Source organism: Burkholderiales bacterium, from assembly GCA_035560005.1.
In the GTDB taxonomy this organism is placed as follows: Bacteria; Pseudomonadota; Gammaproteobacteria; order Burkholderiales; family Eutrophovitaceae; genus DASRFY01.
The window spans coordinates 49,995-73,332 of the sequence record DATMAN010000071.1 but is presented as its reverse complement, the minus strand read 5'-3'; the positions used below and the strand labels follow the sequence as shown (position 1 = coordinate 73,332).

Genomic DNA, 23,338 nt, shown 5'->3' with positions numbered 1-23,338 from the left:
GGACTCCTCCGAAGTGTTCTTGTTGGCCGTGCGAGCGCGCTCGCCGGCTCGTTCGATTATACCGCCGGGCATTTGCATCCAGTTTCGCTAGAATTCGCCTGCCACGCCACCCGGTTCGCCTCTTGAACGTACTCGCGCTCGAAACCTCCACCGAATACTGCAGCGTCGCGCTGCTGTGTCCGGGGGCTGTGTCGGTGCGCGAAGCGCACGCCGGACAGCGCCATTCCGATCTGATCCTGTCGATGGTGGACGAGGTGCTCAACGAAGCAAGGATCGAACTCGTTGACCTGCACGGAATCGCGTTCGGTGCAGGTCCCGGTTCGTTCACCGGATTGCGCATTGCCTGCGGCGTTGCCCAGGGCCTGGCGTTCGGCGCGGGATTGCCGCTTGCCCCGGTGACCACGCTGGCGGCACTGGCGCGGGCAGCGGGCGGGTCGAAGATCGTGGCCTGTCTGGATGCGCGCATGGAGGAGATCTATCACGCCGCCTACAAGCGCACGCAGACCGGCGTGCGTGAAGTGTCGGCGCCGGTGCTGTGCACTGCGCTCGGCGCGCCTGCGCTCGAAGGGGACGGCTGGCTCGGTTGCGGCAGCGGGTTCGATCGCCATGAAGAGCGCCTGCGGCAGCGCTATGGCGCGCAGCTCGCGGAGGTCCGGCACGGCCTGCATCCGCACGCGCGCGAAGTGGCGATGCTGGGCGCCGAAATCCTGCGCGCGGGCGCCGGAGTCCCCGCCGAGCGAGCGGTTCCGCTCTATGTCCGGGACAAGGTCGCCCTCAAGATGGACGAACAGCGATGAGCGCACAGCTGGACCGGGTGCCGAGATTCCGGCCAATGCGGGAGGCCGATCTCGACCGAATCGCCCGCATCGAGCGCGAGATCTATTCGCACCCCTGGACGCGCGGGAACTTCGCCGATTCGATCGAGGCCGGCTACGGTTGCCGGGTGATGGAATGCGGCGGCGAGCTGATCGGCTATGGCGTGCTGATGCTCGGGGTGCAGGAAGCGCACCTGCTCAACCTCAGCGTGGCCGCGCCTTGGCAGGGCAAGGGCTACGGCCGGGCGCTGCTCATGCACTTCATCGACCTCGCGCGCCGCTCCGAGGCCGATCACCTCTTCCTCGAGGTCAGGCCGTCCAACGGTGCGGCGCGCCGACTCTACGCCGACGTCGGCTTCCGTGAGGTGAGCGTGAGGCGTGGATACTATCCGGCCAGTCCGGGACGCGAGGATGCCATCCTGATGGGGTACGCCTTGTGAGGCGGCGCACGCGCGCACTCGAAGCCCTGGGTCTGATGCCGCTCTGGATTCGCCGCGAAAATGCGCGTGCGCCCGTCGCGCAGCCGCCCGAACCGGACAGCCCGTCGCGCGATCTGCTCGCCGGACCGGCCCGCGACATCGACGTGTCCGCCATGGACTGGGTGCAGTTGAAAGCGGCGGTGGCCGCCTGCACGCGCTGCGCGCTGCACAGGGGGCGCACGCAAGCCGTGTTCGGGGTCGGCGACGAGCGTGCCGAATGGCTCTTTGTCGGTGAAGGGCCGGGTGCCGAGGAAGACGCGCGCGGAGAGCCCTTCGTCGGGCAGGCAGGCCGGCTGCTCGACAACATGCTGGCGGCGATCGGACTCAAGCGCGGACACAACGTCTACATCGCCAACATCGTCAAGTGCCGTCCGCCCGGCAACCGCACCCCGGAACCGGCCGAGGTCCACGCTTGCGAGCCGTACCTGACGCGCCAGATCGCGCTGATCCGGCCGCGGCTCATCGTCGCGCTGGGCAAGGTCGCGGCCAACAATCTTCTGGGTACGGAAGCGACCATCGGCAGCCTGAGGGGGCGCGTGCACGACTGCCGCGGCACGCCGCTCATCGTGACCTATCACCCGGCCTATCTGCTGCGCAATCTCACCGACAAGGCCAAGGCGTGGGAGGACCTGTGCCTTGCCGTGGAAACCATGCGCGCGTTGAAAGCGCGTCCTGGCGCCCCAAGCTAAACGGCGCCCTACAACATCTCGGGAGAAAGGCAATGAAAAGAACATTGGCACTGATCGGGGCGCTGGCGGCCGCATTGCTCGGCGGTTGCGGCTACAACACGCTGCAAGCGCAGGACGAAGGCATCAAGGCGGCGTGGGCGGAAGTGCTCAACCAGTATCAGCGGCGCGCCGATCTGGTGCCGAACCTGGTCAACACGGTCAAGGGCTTCGCCGCTCAGGAGCAGAGCGTCCTGCAGGGCGTGACCGACGCGCGCGCCCGCGTGGGCGCGATCCAGGCCACGCCGGAACTGATCGAAGACGAAGCCGCTTTTCAGAAGTTCATTGCCGCGCAGGCTGAAATGACTTCGGCGCTCTCGCGCCTGCTGCTGGTTGTGGAGAACTACCCGCAACTGAAATCGGACCAGAACTTCCGCGACCTGCAGGCGCAGCTCGAAGGCACTGAAAACCGCATCGCCGTGGCCCGGCAGCGCTACATCCGCGCAGTGCAGGAGTACAACACCACGGTGCGCAGCTTCCCGACCAATCTGACCGCGATGCTCTTCGGTTTCAGGACCAAGCCCTCGTTCACGGTCGAAAACGAGCAGGCGATCTCACGGCCGCCCACCGTGGACTTCTCGCGGCCGGAACGGCAGCGCGCGCAGTAAGCCGCCGTGCTGGCTCGAGCTTTCGCGCTGCTGGGGGCGCTGGCCGCCTTCGGCCATGCCACCGCCGAGGTGGCGGTGCCCGCGCTCACCGGGCGGGTGGTGGATCTCACCGGCACGCTCAGCGCAGCGCAGGTCCAGCGGCTCGACTCGACACTGGCCGCGTTCGAGCGCGAGAAGGGGACGCAGATCGTGGTGCTGCTGATCCCCACCACGGCTGGGGAGCCGATCGAATCGTTCGGTATCCGCGTGGCGGAGCAATGGAAGATCGGCCGCAAGGGGATCGACGACGGCGTCATCGTGATCGTGGCGAAGGAGGACCGGGCGATGCGTCTGGAGATAGGCTACGGGTTGGAAGGCGTGATCCCCGACGCCGTGGCCAAGCGGCTGATCGAGGACGAGTTCGTGCCGCGCTTCAGGCAGGGCGACTGGTTCGGCGGGCTGTCGATCGGCCTCGAGCGCTTGATGCAGCGGATCGCCGGCGAACCGTTGCCCGCACCGGCGGCGCGCGAGCGCCCGCCCAGCGGCCAAGCGCTGGAAACTTATTTGGTGTTGTTCTTCCTCCTGGTGTTCGTGGTCGGCGGCCTGTTGCGGGCGTTGCTCGGACGCTTCGGCGGCGCCGCGCTGATCGGCGGTGTGGCGGGTTTTGCCGCCTGGCTCGTGATCGGCTCGCTGCTGCTGGCGTTAGCGGTCGGGGTGGTCGCCTTCGTCCTGAATCTGTTCGGTGGCGCGCGTGCGGGCTGGCCCGCAAGGTACGGCCATGGCTGGGGCGGAGGAGGCTTCGGCGGCGGACTGGGAGGTGGCGGCTTGCGCGGAGGCGGCGGGGGCTTCGGCGGTGGCGGCGCCTCGGGGCGATGGTGAGATGAATCCCGGACGGTTGCTGCGCCATCTCGTGACTCCCGACTGGGCGGTGAACCGGGTCCTGCCGCGCCCTGCGATGCAGCGTATCGAGGAGGCGATCGAGGCGTCGGAGCGCCGGCATGGCGGGCAGGTCCGCGTCGCCGTGGAAGCTGCGCTCGACCCATGGTCGGTTCTGCGCGACTTGTCGGCGCGCGAACGGGCGATCGACGTATTCTCCGCGCTGCGCGTATGGGACACCGAGCACAATAACGGCGTCCTGCTCTATCTGTTGCTGGCCGATCACGACATCGAGATCGTGGCCGATCGCGGCATCGCGCGCAAAGTGCCCGACACGCAGTGGGAGGCGATCTGCCGGGAAATGGAAAGCCGCCTGAAGAACCACGACTTCGAGCAGGCGGTGATCACCGGTATCGACGCGGTGAGCGCGCATCTGGCGCGGCATTTCCCCCCTTCAGGGGCGCCGCTCAACGAGTTGCCCGATTCGCCGGTGCAGATCAGATGACCTGGTCCTGGCGGTGCTTGAGGTAGATGATGTACATGGCGCCCGCCACCAGCAGGCCGAAGAGCACGATGATCGTTCGGATCGTGAGATCGGCGCGCAACATCAGCGCATAGGCGCCCAGCATGGCCAGGATCGACAGGTTTTCGTTGAAGTTCTGCACGGCGATCGAGTGACCGGCGCCCATCAGCAGGTGGCCGCGATGCTGCAGCAGGGCGTTCATCGGCACCACGAAATAGCCGCCCATGGCCCCGATCAGGATCAGCATGGCCACGGCCAGACGCCAGTCGTCGATGAAAACCATCGCGATCACCGCCAGACCCATGGCGATGCCCACCGGCAGCACTCGCACCGCGCCCGTGAGCGGTACGTAGCGAGCGGCCAGCACCGAGCCGAGTGCGATCCCCACGGCGACCACGGCGGTGAGCTGGGTCGCCCGTTCCAGATCGAAGTTCAGCGCCAGTGCCGCCCACGACAGCACGATCAGGCGCAAAGTGGCGCCCGCGCCCCAGAAAAGCGTGGTCACCGCGAGCGAGACCTGGCCCAGCGGATCGCGCCACAGCAGGCGGAAGCTGTGCCAGAAGTCCTGCAGAATGAAGAGCGGAGTGCGCTTGGGCAGCTTGTGATCGATCGCCACTCGGGGAATGTACAGATTGATCGCGGCCGCGGTGAGATACAGGCCGAGAATGGTCAGGATCGCCAGCTTGGCGGGGCTTTCCAGCAGCGGACTGGCAGAACCGCCGGCACCCAGTACCATGAGGTAGAAATGCGGTGCGAGCATGAAACCGCCGAGTACCGCGCCCAGAATGATCGCCGCGACGGTCAGCCCCTCCATCCAGCCGTTGGCCAGCACCAGCTGGTGATGCGGCAGATATTCCGTGAGGATGCCGTACTTGGCCGGAGAATACATCGCGGCGCCGATGCCCACCACGCCGTAGGCGAGCAGCGGATGCAGGTCGAACAGCATCATCGCGCAGCCGGTCAGCTTGACGGCATTGGCGACGAACATGACGCGGCCCTTGGGGAGCGCGTCCGCGAACGGGCCGACAAAGGGCGCCAGCACGATGTAGGAAAAAACGAAGAACTGCTGCAAGACCGGGGTCTGCCAGGGCGGCGCCTCAAGATTGGCGAGGAGCGCGATCGCGGCGAACAGCAGCGCATTGTCTGCCAGTGCCGAGAAGAACTGCGCCGCGAGGATCGTGTAGAACCCCCGGTTCATCGGATAATTGCGGGCGTTGGCGTTTTTTTGGCTCTTCGGGGGCGACTTCCAGCGGCGGCGGCTTTATACCACAAGAGCCTGCGCGCGGTGAGGAAATCCCGCAGGGAAGCCATCTGACTTCTAAAATGGCCGCAACGCTGCGCCGCGGCCTTCGCGCCCCTTCCAGAACTCGATCAATCGATGCCCCGTCCGGTCCGCGCCACCATCGATCTGGGCGCTCTTCGCCACAATCTTGCGATTGCGCAGCGCGCCGCCGGCAACGCGTCGCTCCTGGCAGTGGTGAAGGCCAATGCCTATGGCCACGGGCTGGAGCGGGTGCTGCCCGCTCTGCAGGCCGCCGACGGCCTGGCGCTGGTGGAGCTGGAAAGGGCTGTCGCGCTGCGCGAGAGCGGCTACCGCAAACCGATTCTGATGCTCGGAGGGTTCTACGAATCCTGCGACGTGGAGGTGTTCGCGCAGCAGCGTCTCGCGGCGGTGGTCCACGACGAGGAACAGATCCTCATGCTGGAAGCGGCGCGCAACGTCATGCCGATCGACGTTTTCCTGAAGGTGAACACGGGTATGAATCGGCTCGGCTTCGAGCCGGCACGGGTCGAAGCTGCCATCCGCCGCCTGCGCGCCTCGGGCAAGCTCGGCGCGCTCACCTTGATGACGCACTTCGCCAACGCTGACGATGCCCGCGGCGTGGACTGGCAGCTGGCGGCGCTTCCCGATGGCGCTCTGGGAAAACATTGGCCGCGTTCCATGGCGAACTCTGCGGCCTTGCTGCGCTATCCCGCGGCGCGCGGCGACTGGGTGCGGCCCGGTATCATGCTCTACGGCAGCTCGCCCTTTGCGGAGATTTCCGCCGCTGAACTCGGCTTGCGGCCGGTCATGACGCTGGAAACGCGGATCGTGGCCGTGCAGCGGCTGCGCCCTGGGGATCGCGTGGGCTACGGCGGTACGTTTACCGCGCAGGAACCGATGCGCATCGGCGTGATCGCCTGCGGCTATGCGGACGGCTATCCGCGCCATGCGCCGAGCGGCACGCCGGTGCTGGTGGCGGGACGGCTCAGCCGCACGGTGGGGCTGGTCTCGATGGACCTGATCTGCGTGGATCTCACGCGCATGCCGCAGGCCGGCGTGGGGAGCCGCGTGGTGCTCTGGGGGGAAGGAATGCCGGTGGACGAGATCGCCAGGAGTGCAAAGACGGTGAGCTACGAGCTGTTGTGCGCGCTGAGCGCCCGGGTTCCCGTCACGGTGATGGAATCCCCGTGATGCCTCCGGCCAGCTGAGTGCGCGAATTCAGCCGTGAAGATCAAGAAGACGATCGACGAGTTGAAACCGGGCATGTTCGTGCTCGAGCTGGATCGTCCGTGGCTCGACACGCCGTTTCCCCTGCAGGGATTTCTGGTGCAGTCGCCGGAGGACATCGAGACCCTGCGCGAGTACTGCGAGTACGTATTCATCGATCCGCTGCGCGAGCAGATCGGGGCCAACACGGCGCGCCTGCGGGCCGGGCCGCTGGCGAGTCTTGCCACGGGGAAGGATGCGCGAGTGCCACTCGGAGTGCAGTCCTACCCCATCGAACGCAGCGTCGAAGAGGAACTGCCCAGCGCCAAGGTGGCCTACGACAGTGCAATCGAGACCTTGACGCAGATACGCAACAGCATCGAGCGCGGCAGAGCGCTCGATGCGGAGGCCGTCTCGAGGCTGGTCGAGGGCCTGGTCGGAACGATCGTGTCCAACCCGGACGCGCTAATGCTGATCTTGCGCATGCGCAAAGAGGCGCAACCGGCATACGTGCAGGCGATGTCGGTGGCGGCTCACATGCTGGCGTTCGGCCGCCATCTCGGTCTTCCCATCCCGGAGCTTGCGCTGCTCGGCATGGCCGGGCTGCTGCTCGATGTGGGCAAGCTCCGGCTTCCGAGAGAGCTGGTGGACAAGAAACAGCTCCTGTCGCGGGCCGAATATGCGCTCATGAAGCGTCACGTGCAGTACGGGGAGGACATCCTGCGGCAGACAAAGGGAACGCCTGAACGCGTCGTCGAGATCGTGGCGCAGCACCACGAGCGCGAGAACGGCAGCGGGTATCCGCGAGGCTTGCGCGGCACCGAGCTCACCGTCTATGGCAGGATGGCGGGCATCGTGGACTGCTATCGCGAACTTACTTTCGGCGGGCCGGCCGGTACGGCGGTGTCTCCTTATGAAGCGATGGAGGTGATCCACGGTTGGGGCGGGAAGTTCCTGCATCCGGTGCTGGTGGAGCAGTTCACGCAGTGCATCGGGATCTATCCGGTCGGCAGCCTCGTGGAGCTGAACACCGGTGAGGTGGCGATCGTGGTGGCGCACAACCGGGCGTATCGGCTGCGCCCGCGCCTGATGATCATTCTGGACCCGCACAAGCGCGAGTACCCGGCGCCGAAATCGGTGGACCTGATGCACGCGCCGATTGCCGATGCCGGCGTGCCTTACGAGATCAAGCGCGCACTCGAACCCGGGATGTTCGGTATCGAGCCTCGGGACTATTATCTGTGAGCGGTTGTTCGGGCGGCAGCGCATCCAGCCGGCGCAGTCTGGACTACGCGCAGTTCCACCAAGCGGTGCGCTCGGCGGTGGAGCAGCACTGCGCGCGCACCTGCGCGGTACTCATGGTGGACGTCGGCGAATTGTGGCGAATCGATACCAGCGCGGGGTTCGCCGCCACCGACCGGCTGCTGCGCGAAGCGAAGGGCCGCCTGGCGGATGCGCTTCCCGACCGCGACTTCGTCGGCGAGTTGGGGCGCTACCACCTCGGTTGCCTGCTGACCGACGTGCGCTCCACAGAGCATGCGCTGCTGGCTGCAAGCAAAGTGATCCGCGCACTCGCCGAGCCGTTCGGGGTCGAGAACCACCTCATGTACCTGAGCGCCAGGGCGGGGGTGGCGCTCGCGGATGCGAACTGCAGGTCGGGCGAAGAGCTGCTGCGAAGGGCCGCGCACGCCCTGGCCGAAGCCCGGGCCAGACGCCAGGGTGCCGCGCTCTACGACCCGAGTGCGGATCCATCGACGCTGGCGCAACTCGAGCTGCTGGGCGATTTCACCCGGGCGATCGAGAACAACGAACTGTTCCTGTGCTACCAGCCCAAGATCAACCTGGCCACCGGTGCAATGGCGGGTGCGGAGGCACTGCTGCGCTGGGAACATCCGCGCAAAGGCATGATCCCACCGTTTCGCCTGATCCAGATCGCCGAGTACACCGGCCTGATCGCGAAGCTCACGCAATGGGTGATCAACACCGCCCTGCGCGAATTCGCCACCTGCCGCGCCGGGGGAAACGATCTTGGGGTGAGCATCAATTTCTCGGCGCAGAATCTGCGCGAGACGGACATCGTGGAAGTCGTCTCCCAAGCCGTGGCGCTGTGGGCGGTTCCCGCCGACAGGATCGTGATCGAGCTGACCGAAACCGCGGTGATGGAAAACGAACCACTGGCGCAGGACGCGCTGCTGCGGCTCAAGGCGCTGGGGCTGGAACTGTCGATGGACGATTTCGGAACGGGCTACTCGTCGATGAGCCGGCTGCGCGACATGCCGCTGGATGAGTTGAAGATCGACATGTCTTTCGTTCGCAACATGCTCGAGGCCCCGGTGCACGAGCGCATCGTCCAATCGATGGTCGGCCTTGCGCACAGCCTGAATCTGCGGGCGGTGGCCGAAGGCGTCGAGAACCGCGAAATCCTCGAGCGGCTCAAGGCGCTCGGATGCGATTGCGCGCAAGGCTACTACCTGGGCCGGCCGATGCGGATGGAAGAGTTCATGCGCTGCGTGTCGGGCTTTCCGGTGTCCGCGGCCCACAGCGCCAACCGCCCCGGCAGCACCGCGGGCCGCAAGCCATGACCAGGACAAAGACCGTCTTTTCTTGCACCGAGTGCGGCGGGCAGACGCTGAAATGGCAGGGGCAATGCCCGCACTGCGGCGCCTGGAACACTCTGCTGGAGACAGTGGCCGAAAAGCAGGCGGCGCGCTATCACGCGCTCGCCGAAACCAGCAGGCTGACTTTCCTGAAGCAGGTGGAAGCACAGGAACAGCCACGGCGATCGACACAAATCGGCGAGCTGGACCGCGTGCTCGGCGGCGGCCTGGTGCGCGGCGCGGTGGTGCTGATCGGCGGCGATCCGGGCATAGGCAAGTCGACTTTGCTGCTGCAGGCGAGCGCCGCGATGGCGGACGACTGCAAGGCGCTCTACGTCAGCGGCGAGGAATCCGTGCAGCAGATCGCGCTGCGCGCTCGGCGGCTGCGGCTTCAGACCGGATCGCTCAAGCTGCTGGCCGAGATCCAGCTGGAGAAAATACTTTCGGTCCTGAGCACCGAGAAGCCCGCCGTCGTCGTCATCGACTCGATTCAGACCGTCTACTCCGAAGCGCTGCAGCCCGCGCCGGGCAGCGTGGCCCAGGTTCGGGAATGCGCCGCGCAGCTGACGCGGTTCGCCAAGGCCTCGGGCACCGCGCTCCTGCTGGTCGGTCACGTCACCAAGGAGGGGGCGATCGCGGGTCCGCGCGTGCTCGAGCACATGGTCGACGCGGTGCTCTACTTCGAGGGAGACACCCACTCCAGCTTCCGGCTGGTGCGCGCCATCAAGAACCGGTTCGGTGCAGTCAACGAACTGGGCGTGTTCGCCATGACCGATCACGGCCTGCGCGGGGTGGCCAATCCATCCGCGCTGTTCCTGTCGCGCCACGCGGCCGACGTTGCGGGATCCTGCGTCATGGTTACCCAGGAGGGCACGCGGCCGCTGCTGGTTGAAATCCAGGCGCTGGTGGACGACGCAAAGGCGCCCAATCCGCGCCGCCTGACCGTGGGTCTGGAGCAGAACCGCCTGGCCATGCTGCTCGCGGTCTTGCACCGGCACGCGGGCTTGCCGGTTTTCGACCAGGACGTGTTCGTCAATGCGGTCGGCGGCGTGCAGATCGCCGAACCGGGAGCGGATCTGCCGGTACTGCTCGCGATTGTCTCTTCGTTGAAGAACAAACCGCTGCCGGAGAAAACCGTCGCCTTCGGCGAAGTGGGGCTGGCGGGGGAAGTGCGCCCGGTGCAGCGCGGCCAGGAGCGGCTGAAGGAAGCGGCCAAGCTCGGATTCGAGCTGGCGATCGTGCCGCGTGCCAATGCCCCCAAATCGGTGATCGAGGGACTGGAGGTGTTGCCCGTGGACCGGGTGGACCAGGCGATCGCGAAAATACGCTAGCGCAAGGCGCGCTCAGCCGGTCAGCAGAAGGGCAAGTGCAGCGAGCGCCAGCGCGGCGCTGGCGATCCACACGTAGCGCAGCCCGCTCGCGCTGCCGCCGCTGGAGGCCGGCCTGGCGCGAGGGACCGAGACGTCGTTGCGCCAGGTCGTGCTGTCCGAGATGCTCGGATGCGTGCCGCGCCTGGCTTCGGACAGCGCCTTGAGCCGGGCGATCTTCTGCGTTTCGGAGAACTCGTCGAGTTCCCGCTCCATGCCCGTGAGGGCCGCCAGGCGCATGGTGGCATCGAAGGAGTCGAAGGCTTTGGACAGACCCAGCGCCGGCGAGCTGACTTCACCCGAGTCCACGATCGCTTCGCCGCCCGGCACCACCGCCTCGAGGGCGCCGGTCACGGCGGCGCGCTTGTCTTCCTGGCGCGTGAGCTGCACCGCCGGTTCGACGAACGGCACAGGCTTGGGCGGAAGGGTGGCGGCGAGCAGATTCGGAGCCGCCGATTCTCCGAGCATGGCGCGGCGCGCTTCGCGCAGGTCGTTCGCGAAGTCCTTGGCCTGCTGGTAGCGGTCGTCGAGATTCTTGGCCAGCGCCTTGGCCGAGATGAAGTTCAGCACGTCGGGCAACTCGGGGTTGAGCGTCTTCGGCGCCGGTGGCGTGAAGTTCAGCGTCTGGTACATGACGCCGTGAATGTTGTCGGCCACGAACGGGGAAGTCCCGGTCAGCATTTCGTAGAGCACCACGCCCAGTGAGAAGATGTCCGAACGGGTGTCGGCGCGCTTGCCGGAGACCTGCTCGGGAGACATGTACTTCGGAGACCCGAGGATCATCCCGGTCATGGTCTTCACTTCGTTGTTGCGCATGCGCGCAATGCCGAAATCGGTGATCTTCACCTGGCCGTCCTTCAGCACCATGATGTTGGCCGGCTTGATGTCGCGGTGGATGATCCCGCGCTCGTGCGCGTACTGCAGCCCGTCGGCGACCTGGGCTGCGATGTCCAGCGCTTGTGGGACGGGAATGCTCGCCCCGCTCGCCAGGATCTTGCGCAGCTCCTGCCCTTCGAGCAGCTCCATCGCCATGTAGGCGAGCTTCTCGCTTTTGCCGATGTCGTAGATGGTGACGATGTTGGGATGCGAGAGCTGCCCCGCCGCCTTCGCTTCCTGGTAGAAGCGCGCCTCGTACTCGGCGACTTCGTCCTTGGGCAGCATCAGGTTGACGGTCTTGATCGCGACGATGCGGTCGAGCAACGGGTCGCGCGCCTTGTACACCGTGCCCATGGCGCCCTGGCCCAGTTCGGCGAGGATTTCGTAGCGTCCGAGGGTCGAGATCATGCTAACGGCATCACTTCTTGGTTCTGCCGGATTTTACGCTCCTGAAGACCGGTCCCCAGATGGGATGTCCGGCCTCCGCCGGCTCCAGCTCGAAGGTCGGATCCAGCTCGAGCGCAATGGCGAACTCTTCGCGGCAGGTCAGGCGCTGTCCCGACACACAGGCGATGAAGGCGAGGTACTTGTGCGCCTTCACCCGATCGGCGCGGGGCAGTCCTTCCTCCAGGGCGAAGTGCAGCCGCCGGGCTGCCACGCGGTAGTTGCCTTCTTCGTACTGGCGGATGCCTTCCTCCATATAGGGCGCGCCGGCGCTGCGCCCGAAGCCGATGCCGGAAAAAGGATCGGTCGCGCAGCCGGCCGCCAGCCAGGCGGTGAAGAGCATCGAACCGAGAGCACGCGCGAAGGACATGTCAGTTGAATTTGTGCTTGATCCGGATCCTCTGGTCGGGCTTCACCTCGACCACCTGGGTGTAGGCCGGAAAATTGGCATTGCGAATCTCGATGCGGCGGATGCCGGGCGCGACCTCGACTTCGTTGACCGGAGGGCTCACGCCCACGCGCGTCCCGTCGACGTAGACTTCTCCCCAGGGCGCAATGGCGAGGGCGATGATGCCCGAGCCCTGCGCTGGCTCGGCGGCCGCCGGTGCCACCGTTTCCTGCCGCGCCGGCGCGCTTTGCCGGGCGGGCCGCCGCTCTTGCTTGAGGCGGGCGAAAAGGGGCTTTTTCTGGGCGGCGGCCCTGGGCTTCTCGAGGAGGGAGCGCTCCAGTTCCGGCGCGATCTGCGGCACCGTCGTGGTCTTTCGCACCACCGGCGCGGACAACGGCTCCGATCGTTCCGAGATCGCCGGCTCGCTCAGGAAGTTGAGCAGCAGGGCGCCGGCAAATGCGGCGACCGACAAGGTCGCGGTGCCGTAGGCGAGTGAGCGGTTGTTGAGCCAGGGCTCGATCTTCTGGAGCAGTGGGCCGGAGGCGATGCTGGCGGTAGCCGACTGCCGGGCATGGTCCAGGGAGGACGCGCGGGCGCGCTCCGCAGGCGAGCGCACCGAGGCGCGCGTTCCGGTATAGCCGACGCTGTAGACCTCGTGTTCCCGCACGTGCTTGTCGGTCCGCGAGCCCTCGTACTGGAACAGCTGGCCGTATCCCTCGGAGATATGGGACACGACCTCGTAGTAGGAACGGGAGACCAGGATCTGGCCGGGCTTCGCGAAGCCCATGACGCGCTGTGCGACGTTGATTCCATCGCCGATGATGTTGGGCTGGCCGTTCAGATCCTTGACCAGGCGCACTGGACCCAGGTTGACCCCGATCCGGGCAGGGAAGCGAGGCGGCGCGTCGGGCTCCGGGGCGAAGGCGTCGCGCAGGCTCATGGCCACGAACAATGCGTCCTCCGGGTCACCCAGGAAGCTGATAGCGACGCCGTCGCCGGTATCCAGAATGATGCGGTCGGCCGGGGCGATGTCGCGAATCGCGTCGGCGATGAGCGCGTTGAAGCGATCCTTCAGCTGGATCTGCTCCGCGACCGGCTTGCGCGAGTACTCGACGATGTCGAGGAATAGCACGCTGCAGATGAACGTGCGGTTGGAACGCTCGACCATCACGGGTAGGCCCTCGCGGCTACCATTTGGAGTCCATTCTCGCCAATTCGACCGCTTAAGAGCGGAACCTAATGTGGAATCTTAACACCAATTGGGCGTGTTCTAGCAACCACTTTTCTTAGTGATGTCAACCAGTTTTAGCTGGAATTTGCGTCTATTTCTAGATTTCCAAACTGCTTCGGCTGCGCCGCTCCCGGCAGGAGCGCGCCGGCTATCATTGCTGCCTTGCTCAGCACCCGAACTCGGCCACCGGCCTGCCACGCACCTCGACCGCCCATGAGCACCAACCACCGCGTCAATCCCTACAGCGTCGGGCTGGACAAGAACCCGGCCAATTACGTGCCGCTGTCCCCGTTGTCCTTTCTGACCTGGGCCGCCGATGTCTACCCACGCCGCCCTGCGGTGATCCATGGGGACCAGTGCACGACCTGGGCCGAGGTCTACGCACGCTGCCGGCGCCTGGCCTCGGCGCTGTCGCAACGCGGCGTGGGGGTTGGCGATACGGTGGCGGTGATGGCACCGAACGTGCCCGCCATGTTCGAGGCGCATTACGGCATTCCGATGGCTGGCGCGGTCATCAACACGCTGAACACCCGGCTCGATCCCGAGGCAATCGCCTTCATGCTCGGCCATGGGGAGGCCAAGGTATTGATCACCGATACCGAGTTCGCTCCGACCGTCTCGCGGGCGCTGCGCAGGCTCACGACGCCGCCGCTGGTGATCGACATCGTCGATCCCCTCGGACCCGGGGGTGAACGTCTGGGCGAGATGGATTACGAGGCATTCCTGGGCGGCGGTGATCCCGGGTTTTCGTGGCGTCTGCCGGACGACGAATGGGACGCCATCGCGCTGTCATACACCTCAGGCACCACCGGGAATCCCAAAGGGGTGGTGACGCATCACCGCGGCGCCTATCTGAATGCCCTGTCCAATATCGTCACCTGGGCGATGCCGCACTTCCCGGTCTATCTGTGGACCCTGCCGATGTTTCACTGCAACGGCTGGTGTTTTCCATGGAGCCTGGCGGCGGTGGCGGGCGTCAGCGTGTGCCTGCGCAAGGTCGATGCCGCGCTGATTTTCGATCTGATCCGCCGCCACCAGGTCACGCATTTCTGCGGCGCTCCGGTGGTGCACAACATGCTGATCAACGCCCCTGCCGCGCTGCGGGCGGGAATCAGCCACAGGCTGCACGCGATGATCGCCGGCGCTGCGCCGCCCCAGGCGGTGATCGAGGGTGCCGAGCGCATCGGCGTGGAGTTGACGCACGTCTACGGGCTTACCGAGGTCTACGGGCCGGCGTCGGTATGCGCGAAACACCCGGAATGGGCGCAGTTGCCCCTGGAGCAGCGCGCCGCGCTCAACGGCCGGCAGGGCGTTCGCTACGTGCTGCAGGAAGCGATGGAAGTCCTCGATCCCGAGACTTTGCAGCCGGTGCCGCGCGACGGACAGACCATGGGGGAGATTTTCTTTCGCGGCAACATCACGATGAAGGGTTACCTGAACAACCCGCAAGCCACGCAAGAGGCCTTCGCGGGCGGCTGGTTCCATACCGGGGACCTGGCGGTGGTCGACCCGGACGGTTACGTCAAGATCAAGGACCGGTCCAAGGACATCATCATCTCCGGTGGTGAGAACATCTCCACGATCGAAGTGGAGGATGTCATCTACCGGCACCCCGCAGTCCTCGAAGCCGCGGTTGTCGCTCGACCGGACGAGAAATGGGGAGAGGTTCCCTGCGCGTTCGTGACCCTGAAGCCCGATGCCCCGCGAGTCAGCGAGCAGGACATCATCGCCTTCTGCCGCGAGCGTCTGGCGCATTACAAGTGCCCCAAGAAGGTCGTGTTCGGCTCGCTGCCCAAGACCTCCACCGGAAAGATCCAGAAAAACCTCCTGCGCGAGCGGGCGAAAACGGCTTGATTACGGAGGCACGGGGAAAGGGTCCAGAAACAGCGCCAGGAATCGAGATGCGAAGGCTCAACGCTTCCTGGCTACTCGACTTCGCTTTCCCGGCAAACCCGCGTCGAATTTCTCTGCGGCTGCGTGTGTTTGCGGTCAAACGCAGTGCTGCGCTGCGCTAAAATCCGCACCTTTCCAACCGAGCATTCCAAGGCCGCGAAATGAAAGTACTGGTTCCGGTCAAACGCGTGGTGGACTACAACGTGAAGGTGCGCGTGAAGTCCGACGGGTCGGGCGTGGAGACCGCCAACGTCAAGATGTCCATGAACCCCTTCGACGAGATCGCCGTGGAGGAGGCGGTGCGCCTGAAGGAAGCCGGCGCGGCGACGGAGATCGTCGCGGTGTCGATCGGGCCCGCGGCGTGTCAGGAAACCCTGCGCACCGCCCTGGCCATCGGTGCCGACCGCGCGATCCTGGTCGAAAGCGGCGCGGAGATCCAGCCGCTCGCCGCGGCGAAGATTCTGAAGGCCGTGGCGGTCAGGGAGCAGCCGAAGCTCGTCATCATGGGCAAGCAGGCGATCGACGACGATTCGAACCAAACCGGGCAGATGCTGGCAGCGCTGCTGGGCTGGGCACAGGCGACATTTGCGTCGAAGCTCCAGGTCGAGGGCGACTCCGCCCGGGTGACCCGTGAAGTGGACGGCGGGTTGGAGACCTTGGTCATCCGCTTGCCGGCCGTGGTGACGACCGACTTGCGGCTCAACGAGCCGCGCTATGTGACCCTTCCCAACATCATGAAGGCGAAGAAGAAGCCGCTCGAGACGCTGAGTGCCGAAGCGCTCGGCGTGGAGATCGCACCGCGGCTCAAGACGCTGAGAGTCGCCGAGCCGCCCAAGCGCGGTGCCGGCAAGCAGGTCAAGAGCGTCGCCGAGCTGATCGACAAGCTGCGTAACGAGGCAAAGGTCATCTGATGCCCATCCTGGTCATTGCGGAGCACGACAACGCGTCGGTCAAGCCCGCCGTCCTCAATACCGTGACGGCGGGCCGGCAGATCGGCGGAGAAATTCACGTTCTGGTGGCCGGTCACCGGTGCGCGGCCGCGGCGCAGTCCGCGGCGAAGATCTCGGGCGCAGCCATGGTACTGGTGTGCGACGCGCCGCATTACGCGCACCCGCTGGCGGAGAATCTCGCCGCGCTGGTGGTTCCTCTGGCCAGGAGCTACAGCCACGTTCTCGCCCCGGCCACGAGCTTTGGCAAGAACCTCATGCCCAGAATCGCCGCGCTGCTCGACGTGGCGCAGGTCTCGGACATCGTGAAGGTGGAATCGCCAGACACCTTCGTTCGCCCGATCTATGCCGGAAACGCGCTCGCCACCGTTCAGGCGCTCGACCCCATCAAGGTCATTACCGTGCGCGCCACCGGTTTCGATGCCGCCCCGCTGGGGGGCGATGCAAAGGTCGAATCCATCGCGCCCGCCGCGGACCCGGGGCTGTCCTCGCTGGTGGGGCAGGAGCTCACGCAGTCGGTGCGCCCGGAGCTGACTTCCGCGCGCGTCATCGTATCCGGCGGGCGTGGCATGGGCAGTGCCGAGAATTTCCGGATCCTGGAGGACCTGGCCGACAAGCTCGGCGCCGCGGTGGGCGCCTCGCGCGCCGCGGTCGATTCCGGTTTCGTGCCAAACGACTACCAGGTCGGGCAGACCGGCAAGATCGTCGCTCCGGAACTCTACATCGCGGTGGGAATTTCGGGAGCGATCCAGCACCTGGCCGGGATGAAGGACAGCAAAGTGATCGTCGCGATCAACAAGGATGCCGAGGCGCCGATCTTCCAGGTCGCCGACTACGGCCTGGTGGCCGATCTGTTCGAGGCCGTGCCCGAGCTCGTCAAAAGCCTCTAATCGGTGCCCTCGGGGGGCCGGTTCCGGGCTTTGTTTCTTTGCAGTGCAGTCACTTCCGCTGGGAGTCAACGATGTCGACCTATACCGCACCGATCCGGGACATGAAGTTCGTGGTGAAAGAGCTGATCGGGCTCGATCCGATCTGCGTGCTTCCCGGGTGCGAGGAGGTGACTGCCGACCTCGTCGACGCCATCCTCGAAGAAGCGGGCAAGTTCGCCGGCGGCGTGCTCGATCCGCTCAATCGCGCCGGGGACCGCGTCGGCGCGCGGCTCGAAGGCGATACCGTCATCTCGGCGCCGGGTTTCAAGGAAGCGTTCCGGAAATTCTGCGAAGGCGGTTGGGTCGGACTGGCCAACGATCCGAGGTGGGGCGGTCAGGGACTGCCGCACGTCGTTTCCGCGCAGACCTCCGAGATGTGGAATGCCGCGTGCATGTCGTTCGCGTTGTGCCCGATGCTGACCGCGGGCGTCGTGCTCGCCCTCTCGCGCCACGGCACCGAGGCGCAGAAAGCCCTCTATCTGCCCAAGCTCGTCTCGGGCCAGTGGACCGGAACGATGAACCTGACCGAACCGCAGGCCGGGTCGGATCTGTCCGCGGTGCGCACGCGCGCCACTCCCCAGGGCGACCACTATCGCATCCAGGGCACCAAGATCTTCATCACCTGGGGTGAGCACGACATGGCGGAGAACATCGTGCACATGGTGCTCGCACGCACGCCCAACGCTCCGGAGGGCGTCAAGGGCATCTCGCTGTTCATCGTGCCGAAGTTTCTGGTGAACAGGGACGGCTCGCTCGGGGCGCGCAACGACGTCCGATGCGTGTCGATCGAGCACAAGCTTGGAATCCACGGCAGTCCGACCTGCGTGATGGCTTACGGCGACCGGGAAGGAGCGGTCGGCTATCTGGTCGGCGAGGAGAATCGCGGGCTGGAGTTCATGTTCACGATGATGAATTTCGCCCGTCTGGAAGTGGGCATCGAAGGCGTCGCCATGGCCGACCGTGCCTACCAGCATGCGCTGGCCTACGCCAGACAACGCGTGCAGGGTCGGGAACCTGGCGTGAAGGCGGGCGAGCGGGTGACGATCATCCATCACCCGGACGTGCGTCGCATGCTGATGAGCATGAAGGCCCAGACCGAGGCCATGCGCGCGCTGGCCTCGCTCGCCGCGGCCGAGCTGGATCAGGCGCTGCTGCATCCTGACAAGTCGGAGCGCATGGCGCACCAGGCGATGTTCGATCTGCTCACCCCCGTGGTCAAAGGCTGGTGCACCGAGCAGTGCATCGAGGTGGCCTCCACGGGGGTGCAGGTCCACGGTGGCATGGGCTTTGTCGAAGAGACCGGCGCCGCGCAATACCTGCGCGACGCGCGGATCACCACGATCTACGAAGGAACGACCGGCATTCAGGCCAACGACCTCGTGGGAAGAAAGATCGCGTACGAAAAAGGGATGACGGCGAAAAGGCTGCTCGGGCAGATGCGCGCCCTGGACCAGGATCTCGCCTCGGTGTCCTCGCATCCGGCGCTTTCCGTCATTCGGCGCTCGCTTGACGAAGGCGTGCAGTCGCTCGCGCGGGCCACCGACTGGATGGTCGAGACCTACGCGCACAACATCAAGGCCGCCACCGCCGGCTCGGTGCCGTTCCTCAAGCTGTTCGGCACCGTCGCCGCGGGCTGGCTCATGGCGCGCAGCGCACTCATCGCCAAGCGGCGGCTCGACGAGAACGCCGAGGAATACGATTTCTACCGTGCCAAGCTCGGCACTGCGCGCTTCTACGCCGAGCACGTTGTGCCGCTCGCGCGCGCCTACGAGCACGCAGTAGTGCACGGTTCGGCCAGTACGCTCGCGCTCGAAGAAGGGCAGTTCTGAGCGCAACAGGGCACGGACGCCCGAGGACTGAGGACAATTCCCGAAGCCAGGGCAGGATGGCTGAGCACTGCCGGCGCGGCCTCCGGCAGCCGGTTGACAAGACGGCGACGCGCCCGGATGATTCAAACACCCGTTTGAATCACCTGTTTGAAGCCCGACGCGCCGATCGGCCCGTGCATGCCGCGTCCGCAACTTCATAGCCTGCCCGATACTCGCGAGCGAATCCTGGCTGCCGCCGAGGCTCTTTTCATGGAAAGGGGCTATGCCGCCACTTCGTTGCGGGAAATCACGTCCCGGGCACGGGTGAATTTGGCGGCGGTCAACTACCACTTCGGTTCCAAGGCGGCGCTGGTCCGCGAGGTGTTCGAGCGCAGGCTCGGACCGCTGAACGCGGCACGCATCGCCTACCTGGACCGCCTGGAAGCTGCGGCGGGCGGACGGCCCCTGAAGGTGGCGAGCATCGTCGAGGCGATTCTGATGCCGGCGCTGCAGGTAAGCCGAGACCCGCTGGCCGGCGGGGCGGTGTTCTTGCGCCTGCTCGGGCGGGCGCTTACCGAGCCCGCTGGTTTCGTGCGCGAGGTCCTGGCGGCGCACTATCGCCAGGTCATCATCCGCTTCAAGGAAGCTTTTGCGCGGGCGCTGCCGCATCTCTCCGACCAGGAACTGGCCTGGCGGATGCACTTCATGTTCGGCGCCATGTCCTACACCTTGGCGGGCAACGACGCGCTGCAGTTGATCGGTAGCTGCCGGCTGGAGGGTGCAGATGACGCCAAGGCGATCATCCGGCGGTTGATTCCTTTTCTGGCGGCGGGCCTGCAGGCGCCGGTGGCCGAGGCGGGCGCACGACGAGCGCGCAAGGCGCCTGCGGCGCTCAGCCGCAAGGCTGCCTGAACGAGAACGATTTTCTGGAGGAGTGACCATGAACGCCTTGCTTTGGCTCGTAGCCGCCGTCGCGCTGCTCTGGGTGCTCGCCTATCGGCGCGCGAACGCGCAGCTGTGGGCGATCGGTGTCGCGGCCTATCTGGCGGTGTTCACCATCTGGTCGGCCGCGGATACCGAGACCAAGACGCTCCTGTGGATGTTGTTCATCGTCATGGCCGGCATCCTGATGGTTCCGCAACTGCGCAAAGGCCTGATCAGTGACCCGTTGCTCGGCTGGTTTCGCAAGGTACTGCCGCAGGTCTCGCAGACGGAGCAGGAAGCCTTGGACGCGGGCACGGTGTGGTGGGACAGCGCGCTCTTCAGCGGCAACCCCGACTGGAACAGGCTGATCGCCACCCCGAAGCCGCGGCTGAGCGCTGACGAACAGGCCTTCCTCGACGGGCCGGTCGAAGAGCTGTGCAGGATGTGCGACGACTGGCGGATCTCCTACGAGCTGAACGATTTGCCGCCCGAGATCTGGCAGTTCATCAAGGACAAGGGTTTTCTCGGGATGATCATCCCGCGCCAGTACGGCGGTCTGGGCTTCTCGGCGTTTGCGCACTCGCAGGTCGTGCAGAAGCTCGCGACGCGCAACTCCACCGCCTGCGTAACCGTCATGGTGCCGAATTCGCTGGGTCCCGCCGAGTTGCTGCTCCATTATGGAACCGAGCAGCAGAAGAACCTCTATCTTCCGAGGCTGGCGAAGGGGCTGGAAATCCCGTGCTTCGCGCTCACGAGCCCCGAGGCCGGCTCGGACGCGAGCGCCATCCCGGACTTCGGGATCGTGTGCAAAGGCACCCACGAAGGGCGCGAGACGCTCGGCATCCGCCTCACCTGGGAAAAGCGCTACATCACCCTCGGGCCGGTGGCCACTTTGCTGGGCCTGGCCTTCAAGCTGTACGACCCGGAGCGCTTGCTGGGAGACAAGGAAGACATCGGCATCACGCTCGCGCTGATCCCGACCAGGTATCCGGGCGTGAACATCGGCCGCCGTCATTTGCCCCTCAACGCCTCCTTCCAGAACGGGCCGAACTGGGGCAAGGACGTGTTCATCCCCCTCGATTGGGTGATCGGCGGCCGCGACTACGTCGGCCAGGGCTGGCGCATGCTGATGGAGAGCCTGGCAGCCGGGCGTTCGATCTCGCTGCCTTCCTCCTCCACCGGCGCGGCCAAGCTCGCCGCGCGCACCACCGGCGCCTATGCGCGTGTGCGCAGCCAGTTCAAGCTCCCCATCGGCCATTTCGAAGGCATCGAGGAGGCGCTGGGCCGCATCGGCGGCAATACCTATGTGATGGACGCCGCCCGCTGCATGACCGCGGGTGCGGTGGATCTGGGCGAGAAGCCCTCGGTCATTTCCGCCATCGTGAAGTATCACTGCACGGAACGCGGGCGCCAGGTGATCAACGACGCGATGGACGTGCACGGCGGCAAGGCGATCTGCCTCGGTCCGAACAATTACCTGGGCCGTGCCTACCAGCAGATCCCCATCGGCATTACCGTGGAAGGCGCCAACATCCTCACGCGCAGCATGATGATCTTCGGCCAGGGCGCCATCCGCTGTCATCCGTTCGTGTTGAGGGAAATCGCGGCGACCCGGGAAGGCGATCCGGTGCGAGCATCCGAGGCGTTCGACCAGGCGTTCTGGGATCACGTGCGTTTCACGCTCGGAAATGCCGCGCGTTCGCTCTGGCTGAGTCTCACCGGCGCCCGGTTCTTGCCGGTGCCCGGCGCGCCCGAGCTGCGCCGCTACTATCAGCAGCTCTCGCGTCTTTCCGCGGGCTTTGCGCTCGCCGCGGACGTCGCGCTGCTGGTTCTCGGCGGCAGCCTGAAACGCAAGGAGCGCCTGTCGGCTCGGCTCGGCGACGTCCTGTCGCAGCTCTACCTTGCGTCGGCCACGCTCAAGCGCTATGAGGACGACGGACGCCACGCTTCGGACCTGCCGCTGGTGCACTGGGCCCTGAACGATGCGCTGAACAAAACCCAGTCGGCGTTCTACGGCGTGTTCGAGAATTTCCCGAGCCGCCTGATCGGCTCCGTGCTTCGCCTGCTGGTGTTTCCGTGGGGACGGGTCTTTTCCGGACCGAGCGATGCGCACGATCACCAGGTGGCACGACTGATGATGGAGCCCTCGGCGGCGCGCGACCGGCTGACGCACAACACGTTCTTTCAGCGCAGGGAGGACGATCCTGTGGGCCGGCTGGAACTGGCTCTGGAGGCGGCGGCGAAGGGCGAGCCGGTCGAAGCGAAATTGCGCGCGGCGGTCAAGGCGCAGGCGGTTTCGGGTCTGAGCGATGCCGAGCGCCTGGAATCCGCGGTCAGCAAAGGCATCGTCGCGCGCGAGGAGGCGGAGGCCCTGCAGCGGTTCTGGCGGCTGCGCCGCGCCTGCATCATGGTCGACGACTTTCCGCCCGAGATCGGACGGGCCGTGTCCTCGGTGGGCGATGCCGGCTTCGAAGCGGCGAGGAAAACCGCATGAGCGACACCATCCGCACGACTCGCGAGGGCGCGCTGGTGGTGGTCTCGCTCAACCGGCCGGAGCGGATGAACGCGCTGGACGGCGAACTGATGAGCGCGTTGCGGGATTGCGTGGAAGCCGTGGCGGGCGATCCGGCCGTGCGCGCGGTACTGTTGCGCGGCGAAGGGCGCGCCTTCTGCGCCGGCGGCGATGTGCCGCTGTTCAAGGAGCACCTGAACGATCTGCCGGAGCTGATCGTGCGTTGGGGCCGCGAGCTGCATTTCGCGATCTTCGCGATGCGGCGCATGGACAAACCGGTGCTCGCCGCAGTGCACGGCGCGGTGGCCGGTGCCGGAATGAGCCTGATGCTCGCGGCGGATCTCGCCATTGCGGCGGACGACACGAAATTCACGCTTGCTTACGCGAACATCGGCACCAATCCGGACGGCGGCAGCACCTTTTTCCTGCCGCGCCTGGTCGGTCACCGAAAGGCGATGGAGCTCGCGCTGCTGCCGGACCGCTTCGATGCGCAGACGGCGCATTCCTTGGGACTCGTCAACCGGGTCGTGGCCGCCGACCGTCTGGCCGCCGAGGCCTTGCAGCTCGGGCGCCGGCTGGCTTGCGGCCCGACGCGCGCCTACGCCGAGACCAAGCGCCTGCTCAATCGCTCGCTGTCGGCGAGCATGGAGTCGCAGATGGAGGAGGAATTGCTGGCGTTCGCGCGCTGCGCACGCACCGCGGACCTGAAGGAAGGCATAACGGCCTTCGTCGAAAAACGCCCGCCCACCTTCATCGGCTCGTGAGACATCGATTTGAACTACAGAAGCAAGGAGACCCAGAGAGCCTCAAGAGCGGAACACGGAGGCGCGAAGAAGAACGAAAGCGAGATCAAAGTGGTTAGTACGTAGCGGACTGTAGAAGATCACGTCCAGAGCAGAAGCCACGATCGAAGTCATACGAGCCTGACTGACACAAAGGACACCGCC

The 23,338-nt window shown here is 65.9% G+C and carries 21 protein-coding genes; 17 read left to right on the top strand and 4 right to left on the bottom strand.

Annotated features, from left to right (window positions below):
• Window positions 1-122: 122 nt before the first annotated feature.
• From tsaB to VNM24_11055, 6 genes are read left to right on the top strand one after another with little or no spacing between them, the layout of a single operon-like run.
• Complete coding sequence (gene tsaB / locus VNM24_11080; protein ID HWQ39128.1) at window positions 123-797, top strand: tRNA (adenosine(37)-N6)-threonylcarbamoyltransferase complex dimerization subunit type 1 TsaB; 675 nt, start codon at window positions 123-125, stop codon at window positions 795-797.
• The gene (gene rimI, locus VNM24_11075) at window positions 794-1,255 is read left to right on the top strand and encodes a ribosomal protein S18-alanine N-acetyltransferase (protein HWQ39127.1); all 462 of its coding nucleotides are present in this window, start codon (window positions 794-796) and stop codon (window positions 1,253-1,255) included. The genes tsaB and rimI overlap by 4 nt, the downstream gene beginning before the upstream one ends.
• A gap of 35 nt (window positions 1,256-1,290) precedes the next feature.
• Window positions 1,291-1,983 (top strand): uracil-DNA glycosylase, encoded by a 693-nt coding sequence (locus VNM24_11070; protein ID HWQ39126.1) that lies wholly within the window; start codon window positions 1,291-1,293, stop codon window positions 1,981-1,983.
• A gap of 32 nt (window positions 1,984-2,015) precedes the next feature.
• Entirely contained in the window at window positions 2,016-2,627 is a 612-nt protein-coding gene (locus VNM24_11065) for a LemA family protein (GenBank protein ID HWQ39125.1), read from the top strand.
• Window positions 2,628-2,633: 6 nt separating this feature from the next.
• Window positions 2,634-3,485, top strand: coding sequence for a TPM domain-containing protein (locus tag VNM24_11060; protein HWQ39124.1), 852 nt, complete (start codon window positions 2,634-2,636; stop codon window positions 3,483-3,485).
• Window position 3,486: 1 nt separating this feature from the next.
• A complete protein-coding gene (locus VNM24_11055) occupies window positions 3,487-3,987 on the top strand; it encodes a TPM domain-containing protein (GenBank protein HWQ39123.1) in 501 nt (166 codons plus the stop codon).
• Here VNM24_11055 and lplT read toward each other — a convergent pair.
• A complete protein-coding gene (lplT, locus tag VNM24_11050; GenBank protein ID HWQ39122.1) occupies window positions 3,980-5,203 on the bottom strand; it encodes a lysophospholipid transporter LplT in 1,224 nt (407 codons plus the stop codon). The genes VNM24_11055 and lplT overlap by 8 nt on opposite strands.
• A 180-nt stretch (window positions 5,204-5,383) precedes the next feature.
• On the opposite strand from lplT, the gene alr reads away from it, so the two are divergent.
• The 4 genes from alr to radA are packed head-to-tail and all read left to right on the top strand — an operon-like array spanning window position 5,384 to window position 10,403.
• A complete protein-coding gene (gene alr / locus VNM24_11045; protein HWQ39121.1) occupies window positions 5,384-6,460 on the top strand; it encodes an alanine racemase in 1,077 nt (358 codons plus the stop codon).
• Between the two features lie 33 nt (window positions 6,461-6,493).
• A complete protein-coding gene (locus tag VNM24_11040; protein ID HWQ39120.1) occupies window positions 6,494-7,720 on the top strand; it encodes an HD domain-containing phosphohydrolase in 1,227 nt (408 codons plus the stop codon).
• The gene (locus tag VNM24_11035) at window positions 7,717-9,057 is read left to right on the top strand and encodes a GGDEF domain-containing phosphodiesterase (GenBank protein ID HWQ39119.1); all 1,341 of its coding nucleotides are present in this window, start codon (window positions 7,717-7,719) and stop codon (window positions 9,055-9,057) included. Before VNM24_11040 ends, VNM24_11035 begins: the two co-directional genes overlap by 4 nt.
• Entirely contained in the window at window positions 9,054-10,403 is a 1,350-nt protein-coding gene (gene radA / locus VNM24_11030; protein ID HWQ39118.1) for a DNA repair protein RadA, read from the top strand. The genes VNM24_11035 and radA overlap by 4 nt, the downstream gene beginning before the upstream one ends.
• A 12-nt stretch (window positions 10,404-10,415) precedes the next feature.
• On the opposite strand, the gene VNM24_11025 is transcribed toward radA, so the two are convergent.
• Genes VNM24_11025 through VNM24_11015 form a run of 3 tightly spaced genes read right to left on the bottom strand, consistent with a single transcriptional unit; the run spans window position 10,416 to window position 13,315 of the window.
• A complete protein-coding gene (locus VNM24_11025; protein HWQ39117.1) occupies window positions 10,416-11,723 on the bottom strand; it encodes a serine/threonine-protein kinase in 1,308 nt (435 codons plus the stop codon).
• Between the two features lie 10 nt (window positions 11,724-11,733).
• Window positions 11,734-12,129, bottom strand: a complete 396-nt coding sequence (locus VNM24_11020) for a TssQ family T6SS-associated lipoprotein (GenBank protein HWQ39116.1) — start codon at window positions 12,127-12,129, stop codon at window positions 11,734-11,736.
• A gap of 1 nt (window position 12,130) precedes the next feature.
• The gene (locus VNM24_11015; protein ID HWQ39115.1) at window positions 12,131-13,315 is read right to left on the bottom strand and encodes an adenylate/guanylate cyclase domain-containing protein; all 1,185 of its coding nucleotides are present in this window, start codon (window positions 13,313-13,315) and stop codon (window positions 12,131-12,133) included.
• A gap of 276 nt (window positions 13,316-13,591) precedes the next feature.
• On the opposite strand from VNM24_11015, the gene VNM24_11010 reads away from it, so the two are divergent.
• The 7 genes from VNM24_11010 to VNM24_10980 all read left to right on the top strand — a co-directional run bounded on the left by VNM24_11010 (window position 13,592) and on the right by VNM24_10980 (window position 23,155).
• The gene (locus VNM24_11010; protein HWQ39114.1) at window positions 13,592-15,232 is read left to right on the top strand and encodes an acyl-CoA synthetase; all 1,641 of its coding nucleotides are present in this window, start codon (window positions 13,592-13,594) and stop codon (window positions 15,230-15,232) included.
• Between the two features lie 200 nt (window positions 15,233-15,432).
• Entirely contained in the window at window positions 15,433-16,182 is a 750-nt protein-coding gene (locus VNM24_11005; protein HWQ39113.1) for an electron transfer flavoprotein subunit beta/FixA family protein, read from the top strand.
• Window positions 16,182-17,108, top strand: coding sequence for an FAD-binding protein (locus tag VNM24_11000; protein ID HWQ39112.1), 927 nt, complete (start codon window positions 16,182-16,184; stop codon window positions 17,106-17,108). Before VNM24_11005 ends, VNM24_11000 begins: the two co-directional genes overlap by 1 nt.
• Window positions 17,109-17,179: 71 nt before the next feature.
• Window positions 17,180-18,976 (top strand): acyl-CoA dehydrogenase, encoded by a 1,797-nt coding sequence (locus VNM24_10995; protein ID HWQ39111.1) that lies wholly within the window; start codon window positions 17,180-17,182, stop codon window positions 18,974-18,976.
• 177 nt (window positions 18,977-19,153) lie between these two features.
• Window positions 19,154-19,867, top strand: coding sequence for a TetR/AcrR family transcriptional regulator (locus VNM24_10990; protein ID HWQ39110.1), 714 nt, complete (start codon window positions 19,154-19,156; stop codon window positions 19,865-19,867).
• A 187-nt stretch (window positions 19,868-20,054) separates the two neighbouring features.
• Complete coding sequence (locus VNM24_10985; GenBank protein HWQ39109.1) at window positions 20,055-22,373, top strand: acyl-CoA dehydrogenase; 2,319 nt, start codon at window positions 20,055-20,057, stop codon at window positions 22,371-22,373.
• Window positions 22,370-23,155 carry an enoyl-CoA hydratase-related protein gene (locus VNM24_10980; protein HWQ39108.1) on the top strand — a complete coding sequence of 262 codons (786 nt, stop codon included), beginning with the start codon at window positions 22,370-22,372 and terminating at the stop codon, window positions 23,153-23,155. The genes VNM24_10985 and VNM24_10980 overlap by 4 nt, the downstream gene beginning before the upstream one ends.
• Window positions 23,156-23,338: the final 183 nt, after the last annotated feature.